Origin of the sequence: Mycolicibacterium agri, assembly GCF_002553505.1 — a bacterium.
GTDB lineage: Bacteria > Actinomycetota > Actinomycetes > Mycobacteriales > Mycobacteriaceae > Mycobacterium > Mycobacterium agri.
Genome location: NZ_PDCP01000122.1, coordinates 1 through 13,011, shown reverse-complemented (window position 1 = coordinate 13,011; position 13,011 = coordinate 1). Strand labels below are relative to the sequence as shown.

Genomic DNA, 13,011 nt, shown 5'->3' with positions numbered 1-13,011 from the left:
GGCAAAGTCCGCCGCAACACCTGCATCGACCTCTACCGCACCAACCAACTCCCCCGCCAAGACACCTAACCGGCAAGGGAGGGGACGAATCAACGGGGAATCAGCGCAAAGTAATTCGCGCTGCTAATTTTGTGCCCTCCCGCGGTTCGCCGCAATTGACTCTGTAGAAAACAAACTTCCCCGCCAACGTGGCGGGGAAGTTTATGTGTAGGCAGATTTATGTCAGAACTGATGGCAGGTGAGGAACGCCTGTTCGACAGACCCGAGGTAGGGCTGAACGGCTGGCGCGCTCACCAACTGCTGCGCCATCCGCTCGCGCTGTGCCGGGCCGGAGACCAGGAACACCTGCAGACCGGCCTTCAGCTGAGGCGACTGGTTGAAGAACGCGCCAACCTGCGGGTCTTGGGCATTCAGCGCATTCACCAGCTGCGGATACGTGCATGTCGTATTGATGGCCGGACCCAGATCAGGCGTCGCCGAAGCGACTCCGGCACCAGCGACGGCAGATACCGCCGCGCCGCCTATCGCGGCAGCCACTCCGGCCCATGACAACTTCTTCATTCGAGGTCCTCCCCTAACTCCTAGGTCCAATTTAGACGTACAACTGGACGCCGTGCCAGAAATATGCCCTGAACCGGCTCAGCTCTTACCATCCCGTCATACCCATACGAGATGTACTACTCGTATCGGCGCTCGCACCTCCGACGTTACGCCGTTCATATCGCCGACGAAAATCCCATGATCAACGCTCCGCCAGCTAACGAAGTGGCCCGGATATCGGAATTGTCGGAGCATTGTCGTCCATGGGTCGCGCTTCGTTGAGCAGATAGCGCCTGGCGGCCCAGCGAGGAGCACGTGATTCGAGCAGAGCGCTCGCCGGCCGTGGGCGAACACGCTGCGGCCACCAGAACCAACGTCCGAGCAGCGCCGCGATGGAAGGCGTCATGAATGAGCGGACGATCATGGTGTCGAACAACAGGCCGAGGCCGATCGTGGTGCCGATCTGTCCGATGATGCGCAGATCGCTGACCACCATCGACGCCATGGTCAACGCGAACACCAGTCCCGCCGTCGTGACCACCTTGCCGGTGCCACCCATCGCACGAATGATGCCCGTATTGATGCCGGCGCCGATTTCTTCCTTCATTCGGGATACCAGCAGCAGGTTGTAATCCGAGCCCACGGCCAAAAGGATGATCACCGACATGGCGAGAACCATCCAATGCAGATGGATTCCCAAAATGTATTGCCAAAGAAGAACCGAAACCCCGAACGATGCGCCCAGCGAAAGAGCCACCGTGCCCACAATCACCAAAGCCGCAATGAGACTTCGGGTGATGATGAGCATGATGATGAATACCAGGCACAGTGCCGCGATGCCGGCGATCCATAGGTCGTAGGTGGAACCGTCGTGCCAGTCTTTAGCGGTGGAGGCCGAACCGGCCATATAGGCCTTCGCGTTTACCAGAGGTGTCCCCTTCAACGCCTCCTCAGCCGCCGCCTTGATTTGGTCGACGCGGGCAATACCGTCGAGGGACGCGGGATCGCCGCGATGCGAAATGATGAACCGCGCCGCTTTGCCGTCGGGTGACAAGAAGGACTCCATCGCACGCTTGAAGTCTTCGTTCTCGAACGTTTCGGGCGGTAGATAGAACGAGTCGTCGTTGCGACTTTCGTCGAACGCCTGCCCCATCGCCGTCACGTTTTGGCTTGACTCATCAACGGTTTTGAGGAAGCCGGACATGGTGCTGTGCATGGTGAGCAGCATGGTCCGCATGGTTTGCATGCTGTCGATCAGCAGCGGTATCTGCTCGAACATCTGCGGCATCAGCACGTCGAGCTGATCGAGGTTCTCGAGCAGAAGCTCGATCTTGCCGCTGATCCGATCCACCCCGTCGAGCGCGTCGAAGATCGACCGGATGGAATAACAGAGCGGGATGTTGAAGCAGTGCTGCTCCCAGTAAAGGTAGTTTCGGATCGGCCGGAAGAAATCATCGAAGTTGGCGACGTTATCGCGCACTTCGTCCACGGCCGCCTTCAGCTCATGCGTCGTTTGTATTGTGCGATGGGTGATCTGGTAGATCTCTTGAGTCACCCGGTATTGATCCTGCATCGCCGCAATCATCGTGGCGAGATCGTCGGCCTGCTTGAGCATGTCGTTCACGCGTTCTTCTTGGAACTTCATCATCTGCTTCTGGCTGGCGCTCTGCAGGCTGAGCAGAAACGGAATCGAGGTGTGACCGATCGGTGTTCCCTCCGGCCGAGTGATTCCTTGTACCCGCGAAACCCCGCGAATCTTGAAGACTGCCTTCGCCAATCGGTTCAAGACCAGGAAGTCGGCAGGGTTGCGCATGTCATGGTCGGCCTCGATGAGCAAAATGTCGGGCATCAATCGCGCCTGTGAGAAGTGACGCTCAGCAGCGAGGTAACCCTGATTGGCAGGAATGTCGTCGGGAACGTAGAGGCGGTCGTTGAAGCTCGATTGGTAACCCGGCAGCGTCGCCAAGCCGATGAGGGCCAGCGCAAGCGATGAAACCAAGATCGGAGCGGGCCAACGGACGATCGCGGTCCCGATTCCGCGCCACCGACGGGCGCGGATCGTGCGCTTGGGTTCCAGGGCGCCGAACCGACTGGCGAGAGCCACCCCTGCGGGAACGACGGTGACCGCCGCCGCCACCGACACGAGCATGCCGATCGCGCACGGTAGGGCCATGCTGTGGAAGTAGGGCAGCCGGGCGAAGCTGAGACAGAAAATCGCGCCTGCGATCGTGAGGCCGGACGCCAGCACCACAGGGGTGACGCCGCGAAACATGCTGAAATAGGCTGTTTTGGGATCCTCGCCGGATTGGCGCGCCTCTTGGTATCGACCGAAGAAAAATATCCCGTAGTCGGTCCCCGCCGCGATGCCGAGGAAGACCAGCATGTTCACGGCGAAGGTGGAAAGTGTGAGAACCTCGCTGTGGCCGAGAAAAGCGACGATTCCCCGGGCCGCCCCCAATTCGATCCCGACCATTGTCAATAGCAGGATCACCGTGACGATCGACCGGTAGACGAACAGCAGCACCGTGAAGATCACCACGACAGTCACCAGGGTGATCTTCAGGACGGACTGGTTCCCGGCGAGTTGCGTGTCCGACGCGAGCGGTCCAGGGCCGGTCACATAGGCCTTCACCCCTGGCGGTGCGGTCGACCGATTCACGATGTCGCGGACCGCGGCAACGGATTCATCGCCTTGCGCGGTCCCCTGGTCGCCGACAAGGTTCAGTTGCACATACGTCGCCCGGCCGTCTGGGCTCTGCACGCTCGACGAAGTGAGGCGATCACCCCACAGATCCTGCACATGCTCGACGTGCGCGGGATCGTTTCTCAAATCCCGAATCAGGCCCGCGTAGTAATTGCGGGCATCCTCGCCGAGCGGCTCCTCGCCCTCCAGCACAATCATCGCCGAACTGTCGGAGTTCGACTCCTGGAAGGTTCGGCCGATGCGCGTCATCGCCTGCACCGAGGGCGCATCCTTGGGCATCAGCGAAACGGAGTGCTCCTCGGCGACCCGTTCCAACGAGGGGATCGCGGCGGCCAGGTTCCCGTTGACCGACAGCAGCGTGGAGACCACGATGACGACCAGCCACGCGAGAATGATCAGTAGCGCGAACCTGTGAATGGTCCGCGCTACGAAGGAGCCCTGAGGACGTTTCCTGCGCATGTGGCTCTTCGCTAGTCCCTCAGCAGCAGAGAACGCACGAGTGGCCGCGGCCCCACCGGCCGAAGGAGTCCGCTCGCAGGCCGGGTCCGAACGTGTTGCGGCCACCAGAACCAACGGCCGAGCAGCGCAGCGATGGACGGCGTCATGAAGGCGCGCACCACCAAGGTGTCGAACAGCAGACCCAACGCGATGGCTGCGCCGAGCTGACCGAGCGTGAGCAGATCACTCACCAGCATCGAGGCCATGGTGGCGGCGAATACGAGACCCGCAGCCGTCACGATCCTGCCGGTGCCACCCATTGCCCGGATGATCCCGGTCTTGATGCCGGCCGACACCTCCTCCTTCATGCGCGACACCAGCAGCAGGTTGTAGTCCGAGCCGACCGCCAACAGCACCATCACCGACATCGCGAGGACCATCCACTGAATCTGGATACCAAGTAGGTATTGCCAGACCAACACCGACAGTCCGAACGACGCACCCAACGAAAGCGCCACCGTGCCCACGATCACCAACGCGGCCACGAAGCTTCGCGTCATCAACAGCATGATGATGAAGATCAGGCAGAGCGCTGAGATACCCGCTATCAGAAGGTCGTATTTCGAACCTTCGATGATGTCTTTCACCGCCGCGGCGCTGCCCGCAAGGTAGATATCGCTGTCTTCCAGCGGGGTACCTTTGAGCGCCTCCTCGGCCGCTTCCCTGATCGGCTCGACCTTCGAAACGCCCTCGGGTGTTGCGGGATCGCCGCGCTGGGTGATCAGCATGCGCGCCGCTTTCCCGTCCGGCGACAGGAAGATCTTCAGGACGCGTTTGAAGTCCTCGTTGTTGAATACGTCGGGCGGTAGGTAGAACGAATCGTCGTTATTGGAGGCGTCGAACGCCTTGCCCATCGCAGTCGCGTTGTCGGCGGTTTCCTCCATCGCGCTGATGGTGCCGGACATCGTGCTGTGCATGGTGAGCATCATCGTGCGCGTGCTCTCCATGGTGGCGATCATCTGCGGCAGTTGGGCCAGCAACTGCGGCATGAGCGCATCCAGCTCGTCGAGATTGTCGACGAGTTCGTCCATCTTGACGGTGATCTCGTCAATACCGTCGATCGCATCGGAGATGGATCTGATCGAATAACACAGAGGGATGTTGTAGCAGTGCTGCTCCCAATACAGATAGTTGAAAAGCGGCCGCCAGAAGTCCTGGAAGTCCGCGATGTGATCCCTCAACTCATTCGTGACGTCCTGCAACTCGTGAGTGGTCGCAACCATGCGGTGCGTCGTGTCGACCATCTGCGTCATCAGGTCGTACATGCGCTGCATGATCCCGATGGTCGTGCCCATCTCGTCGGCCTGCTTGAGCATGTCCTCCATGCGCGCCTTCTGGAAGGGCAGCCCCAGCAGTTGGCTGGCGTTTTGAGTGCTGATCATGAACGGAATCGTGGTATGCGCGATCTGCGTGCCCTGGGGACGGCTGATCGACTGCACGTTCGCGACGCCGGGAACGGCGAACACTGCCTTGGCTACTTTGTTCAGCACCAGCATGTCCGCCGAATTCCGCATGTCGTGGTCGGATTCGATCATCAGCAGGTCAGGCGAGGTCAGTCGCGACTCGGGGAAGTGTCGCGCGGCCGCCGAATAGCCCTGGTTTGCAGGAATATCCTGTGGCAGCGATTTCTGGTCGTTGTAGCTCGGCGAGTACCCGGGCAGCGTCAACAAACCGATCAATGAAAGTGCCACTGTGGCAACGAGGATGGGCGCAGGCCACCGAACGACCGCCGTGCCCAACCGGCGCCATCGCTTGGTGTGAATTCGGCGTTTGGGGTCGAACAAGCCGAAGCGCGACCCGATGGCGAGGATCGCCGGTACCAGCGTGAGTGCCACTGCCACCGCGATGAGGATGCCGAGCGCACCGGGCACACCTAATGGCTGGAAGAACGGAAGACGCGTGAAGCTGAGGCAGAAGATTGCGCCGGCGATCGTGACACCGGACGCAAGAACGACTTTCGCCACGCTGCTGTAGGCGGTATAGAAGGCGGATTCGCGGTCCTCGCCGACTTCACGCGCCTCTTTGTACCGCCCGAAGAAGAAGATTCCATAGTCCGTGCCCGCGGCAATACCCACCGACACAAGGAGATTGACGACGAAGGTGGTCAGCCCGACGACGCCGTGTAAGCCGAGGAACGCGATGACTCCACGCGCGACCTGCAGTTCGATCCCGACCGTCAGCAATATGACGATCGTGGTGATGACGGAACGGAAGACCAGCAGCAGCATCACGAAGATGACGCTGATGCTCACGACGGTGATCAGGATGACCGTCCGGTTCCCGCTCTCGCCCATGTCGGCGACGATCGCGGCGGGTCCCGTGACCCACGCCTTGACACCGGGTGGGGGCGGTGTCCGCTCCACGATGTCCTGTACGGCACGGACCGACTGATTGCCCTCCGCCTGGCCCGGTTGACCGACGAGATTGAACTGGACGTAAGCCGCCTTGCCGTCGGCGCTCTGGGCCGCGCCCGCGGTGAGTGGATCCCCCCAGAAATCCTGGATATGGCGCACATGCGCGGGATCCTCGCGCATCTGGCGGATCAACTCGTCGTAGTACCGGTGCGCATCGTCACCGAGGGTTTGCTCACCCTCCAAGACGATGACCGCCAAAGCGCCGGAGGAGGATTCCTGAAATACGTCGCCCATCCGCTTCATCGCTTTGACCGACGGTGCGTCCTCGGCCGTCAGCGGTATGGAGTGTTCTCTCTCGACCTTTTCCAGCGGCGGGACGCCGAGCGTCAGGAGAACGGCGATCGCCACCCATATGAGAATGATGACGAGTGAGAAGCGATGGATGGTCCGCGCGACGCGCGATCGCTTGACGGGTACGTGGCTGCCTGTGATCATGCGGACTTCAGCAGACAGGACGTGAAGGCGTTTACCTGATTCGACACCTTCTCGGCTTTCACTTCGTCATCCACGAGGATCCGGCATCCGATGCTGTCGCCGTCTCCTTGGGCGAGGACGCTGCCGACGGCCGATGCCTCGCTGAGTTCGAAGCGGACGGACCAAGGCAGGCTGGCTCCCTGAACATATGTGGGTTCACCGTTTTCGTCGAAGTAGCTGATGTTGGCCGTGCTCCCGGATCCGAAGACTTCGTAGGTCAAGTGCTTGGGGTTAAATGTTTGGCTGTCGTCAACTTTGGTGTCGGTATATGTCAGGCGATTCTCAGAGCCGAAAATGCCATGCAGGCGCGACACAGTGAATCCCCCTGCGCCGAGAACGCACAGCACGAGGATCGGAATCCACAGCCGTCTCACAACTCGGAAAATCGTCGCACCCCTCCCCTAACGCCACGCTCGGCACATGCTATCCGCTCCTACATGTGTGCTCACATCGGCGGTCAAACCCCACATGGCGGCACCGTGGAGAGGGGTGGCTCGCCATTTTCGCTTGCGGCATCACCTCATACATGCGGCGCCTGGGGAGCGCGACCAGTTTGAGGGTAGACCATCTCTGTGATCTGCCTAACCCTCGTTTCCAACACGATATGGGATGGTGATAAATTCTGAAGAGCAAAGACTTTCAATAGTTATTGACAACTGTCTTCGCAAACTCTATTTGAGCCAAAACAACCGGGTCAGCGAAACGTGCCGGCGGCCTACCCCCACAGTACGTAGGGCCGAAGACATTTCAGCCCGCCCGGTTGTGACATGCCCACACCGCCTGGTAGCGGCGACATCTGGGCGTAGACACAGCACCGACGAAGTGCTGGTGAAGAGGATTGCTGCGGGTTCCATACCTGCACATCACACACCGTCAAATGGTTGAACCCAGCTCTGAAGCCAGCAACAGAATCGACCCGGATGCCTTTTTCAATGTCCGCACTGCGGAATGACCCAGCCTAGGTGGCGGCATCGCGGCCATTCATTGACAAATATCCCGCCGACGAAGATTTGGGAACTCGCTTCCTTGCGGTACTCGCTAATCAATAACGCGGGTCGCGCACGGCCTCTAGTAAAAGCAGAATCGCCGCAAGAAGTCGATAGACCGAGATGTTCTGTCACCAGCGTTAAATACGTCGGGATGGTTTTTTAGTTAACCGCGATGCTCGTTTCTGACAGGCGACTATGAAGCGTTATTCCCGAATGCATCGATTACAGCAATCATCGACGAGCCGCGCGGTAGCGGGAATTGGCTGCGGTACAACAACACCTGAAACATCTTGCTGTCGGCTCGGCCAAATCAGTTGACAGCGCCGCGCGTCACCTGCGCCTCTGGACCCGCACGGTGGCGTGACAGTAGACGCGCCGCCTGCCCCGGCGCACCGAGCTGAAGCATCGCGGCGAGCGCAGTTTCGGGAACCACTTCTGCTGCACGCGGCTATCGCCGATCGCCGCACGCCCATCGAGCGACTCGAGCAGATGATCCAGCGCGATGCGTGGCTCGCCCCGCGTCAACGCGATAAGGCCCTCGCCGATCAGATGCAACGGTCGCCGCCTGTTCCTCGGTCGCGTCCGGCACGTCGATCGCGCGGATCGCCGCCGGATCGTTGGCCGCTGCGAGCACGAGCATTGCGTGGAACGCGATGAACGGTGTCTTCGGTGCATAGGCGAGCGAGCCGGCCTCGGCGAGCACCGGCATCGGGATCGGGCGGCGTCACCCACTCGGGGTGCAGGCAGGCTCGCCAGGCGAGCGAACCCGCGTCGACAAGACGGCGGAGATCCCTCGAATGAGGAGGGTCGCACAGCGACACGTCGGCGAATTCGCCGGCTTCGACGGCAGTTTGACCACTGTCCTTTGCGGCATCGACTGTCCTTTGCGGCATCGACGGCGTCGGGATCGTCGGCCTCTCCGCCATTTCACCATGTTGATCCGTAATCATCTGCAGCACTGGGTATTTAGCGGCTACGAAAGTCTAGTCTGCAGGTGCGATGGTCGCCCTCACGGTCATGGTCCGCAACCCACCGTGGCCGTCGTCGACGGTGATGGTGAATGTGTCGAAGTCCGACCCTGGTGTGAGTTTCGCTTGCTGGCGGGCAGATTCGGTCGGAACGTATGTGAAGGTGCCGTCCGAGTTGATCGTGACACTGCCTGACGAGGGCTCTGTGTGCCGATAGACCACTTGGTCGCCATCGGCGTCTCTGACAGTGATCGAGCCGGCGACGTTGCCGCTTGCGTCGGGCCGGTTCACCCTGGCCCATGACGTCGGAACGGTGTTCTTGGGTAGCACGACCACACTTACCGGAACGTCGGCGACACCGCCGAATCCGTCACTGACGGTAATGGAGAACTGGTCCACGACTGGTTGCTCCACGTCATCGGCCGCGGCCGCGTGCCGGGCGGCCGCCGTCGGCGTGTACCGGAACATACCTCGCGACGTCAACGTGACAGTTCCCTTGGTGGGCTCCGATGTCACGAAAGTCAGCCTGTCTCCGTCGGCGTCGCTGGCCGTGACCTGCCCCGTGACCATCCCCGACCACCTGCTCGGATCGCTCTGTTTGAGGGCCGCCGTGGGTTGTGTGTTCGGCATGCCCGGGTTCAGCACCAGCACGACGGCGTAACCGTCGTGGTCGCCGGTGATTCCGGCATTGCCCAAATCCACCGGTGCGAGTGACGTTGCAACGCCGCGGGCGACGAGTTGGTCGGCAAGGTCATCGCGCGCCGTCACGAATGAGACATAACGGTGCGACCCATTCTGGGTGCTGAATGCGCCAGACCATACATAGCCCGCACTGCTGTCGGCGGGTCCGAACATCCGCCCGTGATCAGTGGGCGTCCCGCTGCTGGCGAAGGCCTGGAGGAAACCGGTCGGCTGCTGGCCGTAGGTGGCGCCGTCGATGATGGCCTTGTAGCCCCCGCTGTGCGGGGTCCTCGCCGGGAAACCTGCCACCTTCATCGCCCGATTGAGTTTGGTGATCGACTCCTCGCGACTTGTCGACGCATCGTCGATGATGATGACGTTGACCGGCTCGTAGATCGGCTGGCCGTTGTTGAGCTGTCCGCCCCAATTCGCAACCTGCCCACCGGATTTCAGCATCCACTTGCCGATGTCGCCGTAAACAGTGCTGGCCACGTCGCCGGGTTGTGGTACCGCCGCCGCGGTCGCTGCGGTGGCGGCCGGCAGCATCGTTTTCACAGGCGAGATCACGAGACTGCGCGGCGCCACCGTGCGCGGCGCCGCGACCGATGCCTCGTTGACGAGGGCGAGGTCCATGTCGCGTCGGGCCAACTGCAGCGCTTGCATCACGGCCGCGCCCGTACCCAGCGGAGCGTCACCGGTGTTCCCTTCGGAAGGAGTGGCCATACGGGCCACGGGCAACAGGTTTGAATACCTCGTCAGCGGCGTGGTCACCGGAGTCGGTCGGGTAGCGACCGATACCACGACGGCGGCCGAGGCTGAATCGGTCGTTTTCGTAACGCGCCGAATGTCTTTCGTGTCTGCGGCCACGAGCGGCGCCGCGCGTTTCGCCGGCCTCTTGTCCTGGGTGACGCGCGGGCGGACGGTCGACTGGTCTTTGGCTTGGACTTGATCGCTTGTTCTGTTCCGCGGTTTCCATCGCGCGTCGTCGCGCGAAGCCGCGCCGCCGCTCTTGTTCTGCTGCGACTGCGTTGATCGCGATGTCTCGGACTTGGGCCGATTCACTCGGTCCGCTCGTGTCGCGGCGTCGCGAGCGGTTCGGCCGGTTCGGGCGTCGGATGGAGTGCGCGGCTTCGACGGCCTGACTTCGCCAGTGTTGGCTTTCGGATTCTTCGCCGGCGAATCGTCGGCGTTCGCGATACCTGCCCCACCGGCGATCGCGGCGCCGATCCCCAGCGCGACCGCCAACCCGCCGACCCTGCCGATGTAGCGCGCGGCGTTCAGCGCCCGACCGTCAGTAAGACCCGTGTACTTGACTGCCCAGTGCCGCATGCCAACCCGCCCATTCCGCCGAGCACACTTGCCTCTAGAGGCGCAGTGCCGTCCATTGGCGAACGTAGTTTATGCCCGACTTGTCGGTCGAGCAACGACGATTAGAGACTAATTCAGAAGGAAAAATGCTGCTTTGGCTAAACAATCCGAGTGAAGATCTGTCTACTGTATAGTTAATTATCCAGGTAACAACAGGATTGTGCGCAGCCCGTTGGTAGACAGCGAACGAAAAAGCTTGGCAGATACCGATCGCGGTGAAGCAGTTCAGCTAACTCAGATTCGATATTCATTGTGAAATAGCCCAGACAGCTGACGATTGCGGAATTAAGCTGCTGCGGCGAACTAGCGAAACGGACTCGGCGTCAGGCGGACGCCGCGGGTTCCTGAGACTTCTCGGCCATCTCGGAGAACTCGCGCTGGATGTCGTCGTCCTCGCGGCCAGTCATGAGCGATACGGCCACGGCGACAACGAGACACGCGATGAAGCCGGGAACGATTTCATACATCGCGCTCGACAGCGCCTCGGTCTGACCCCAGATGCCGACCACCACGGCGCCGGCGATCATGCCGGCGATCGCGCCTGGCGTAGTGAGCTTGCGCCAGAACAGCGACAATATGATCAGCGGGCCGAAGGCGGCGCCGAACCCGGCCCACGCGAAGCCGACGAGGTCGAGGATCGTCCCATCCGGGTTGAGCGCCAAAAGGATCGCGACCACCGCGACCGTCAGCACCCCGAGTCGGCCGTAGGCGACCAGCCTCGCTGGGCTGGCCTCTCTGCCGAACGCGCGGTAGATGTCTTCCACCAGAGCCGACGAGCACACGATGAGCTGCGACGAGATCGTCGACATGATGGCCGCGAGCACCGCGGCGAGCACGATTCCGGCAACGAAAGGATGGAACATCACCTGCGCGAGCCGAAGGAACACGGTCTCGGGGTTGTCCAGGGCGACATCTTCGCGGAAGAAGTACGCCAGGCCCGCGAACCCGGTGGTGATCGCCCCTGCTGCGGTGAGGATCATCCAGCTGATACCGATACGGCGGCCGGCCTTGGCGTCGGCTGAGGAACGCATCGCCATGAACCGGACGATGATGTGCGGTTGGCCGAAGTAGCCCAGCCCCCAGGCCGCCGCGGACACGATGGCGAGGAAACTTCCGCCGAACAACAGTGAGGTGCGGTGGATTTCGTCACCTGGGTTGGCCGCGTTGTGGGCGGCGTCGGCGGCCTGGACCAGATTGACCATCTCGCCCGGTCCGCCGGTCGCGATGATCGTGACGACGGGGATTGTGACAAGTGCGGCGAACATCAACACCGCCTGTGCGACGTCGGTGAGCGACGCGCCCCAGAAACCGCCGAACAGCGTGTAGCACAAGGTGACTCCGGCGACCAGCAGCATGCCCGTCACATACGACGACCCGAACGACGACTCGAAGAACACGCCACCGGCGACCATGCCGCTCGACACGTAGAACGTGAAGAAGACCAGGATGATCGTGCCTGCCGCGATGCGCAGCACATGCGACTTGTCCCGCAGCCGGTTCTCAAAGAAACTCGGCACCGTGATCGAGTTGTTGGCGATCTCGGTGTACGCCCGCAGCCGCGGCGCGACGAACGTCCAGTTGAGCCAGGCGCCGATCACCAGGCCGATCACGATCCACGACTCGAGCAGGCCGGAGGCGTAAATGGCGCCGGGGACACCGAGCAGCAACCAGCCGGACATGTCGGATGCGCCGGCGGACAGCGCGGCCACCGCCGGGGGCAACTTGCGACCGCCGAGCATGTAGTCGTCGAGGTCGCTGGTGCGGCGGAACGCGTAGTAGCCGATCGCGAGCATCAGGGCGAAGTACAGCCCGATCGCCAACATCTGAAACGCGCTGTCAGACATCGATTTTCTCGTTCCGCCGAAGGTCATGGAGGTGCTCGTAGATTCACTCATCAAAGCAGGACGGCCATCGGGATTTCTCGGCCGATCGGATAGAAATGGGCTCGCTCTTTATCCGGTTGGACAAAGCGCCCCCGGATGAAGGGCTGTCAGCGGCTTGGCAGCGAGCCCAAACCCGACCAGAGGTTAGAACGTCTAACGTCCAGGTCCTCTGCTGAGGCTGCAAGCCAATGCAAAAGGCCCCCGGAGGATCTCCGAGGGCCGTTCGATTTGGTAGCGGGGACAGTGTCAGATTTCACGACATAGTTGGCAGCTGTTTCGCGACATAGTTGACACCTCTGTACGCAGGGAGGTCGGCCATGTCGAAAGCGCAGCCCGTCATCACCGCCGTGATGGTGGATGCCCGCAGCAAAGCGAAGTCGCGCGTGACTACAGGGAACAGCTTGGCAACGTCGTCTGGCTGTGACAGGTTGATTTGGCCCCGGTAGGACGGTCTGTTTTGGCCCCGTCCGCCCGACTCGCCGGTGCGGTTGT

8 protein-coding genes are annotated in these 13,011 nt (G+C 61.5%); all 8 read right to left on the bottom strand.

Going from position 1 to position 13,011, the window contains the following annotated elements; all coding sequences use genetic code 11:
- Positions 1-222: 222 nt before the first annotated feature.
- Entirely contained in the window at positions 223-561 is a 339-nt protein-coding gene (locus tag CQY20_RS31390; protein WP_097944881.1) for a hemophore-related protein, read from the bottom strand.
- Between the two features lie 196 nt (positions 562-757).
- Positions 758-3,703, bottom strand: coding sequence for an MMPL/RND family transporter (locus tag CQY20_RS31385; protein WP_097944879.1), 2,946 nt, complete (start codon positions 3,701-3,703; stop codon positions 758-760).
- A gap of 11 nt (positions 3,704-3,714) precedes the next feature.
- Positions 3,715-6,591 carry an MMPL/RND family transporter gene (locus CQY20_RS31380; protein WP_097944877.1) on the bottom strand — a complete coding sequence of 959 codons (2,877 nt, stop codon included), beginning with the start codon at positions 6,589-6,591 and terminating at the stop codon, positions 3,715-3,717.
- Complete coding sequence (locus CQY20_RS31375) at positions 6,588-7,004, bottom strand: MmpS family transport accessory protein (protein ID WP_097944875.1); 417 nt, start codon at positions 7,002-7,004, stop codon at positions 6,588-6,590. Before CQY20_RS31375 ends, CQY20_RS31380 begins: the two co-directional genes overlap by 4 nt.
- Positions 7,005-7,949: 945 nt before the next feature.
- A complete protein-coding gene (locus CQY20_RS31370; protein WP_097944873.1) occupies positions 7,950-8,174 on the bottom strand; it encodes a hypothetical protein in 225 nt (74 codons plus the stop codon).
- 428 nt (positions 8,175-8,602) lie between these two features.
- On the bottom strand, positions 8,603-9,991 hold the full coding sequence (locus CQY20_RS31365; RefSeq protein WP_163700535.1) for a cadherin-like domain-containing protein: 1,389 nt from the start codon (positions 9,989-9,991) through the stop codon (positions 8,603-8,605).
- A 968-nt stretch (positions 9,992-10,959) separates the two neighbouring features.
- Positions 10,960-12,480, bottom strand: a complete 1,521-nt coding sequence (gene putP / locus CQY20_RS31360; protein WP_097944883.1) for a sodium/proline symporter PutP — start codon at positions 12,478-12,480, stop codon at positions 10,960-10,962.
- Between the two features lie 292 nt (positions 12,481-12,772).
- Positions 12,773-13,011, bottom strand: a 239-nt coding sequence (locus tag CQY20_RS35260) for a hypothetical protein (protein ID WP_207767347.1), incomplete at its 5' end; no start/stop codon positions are given.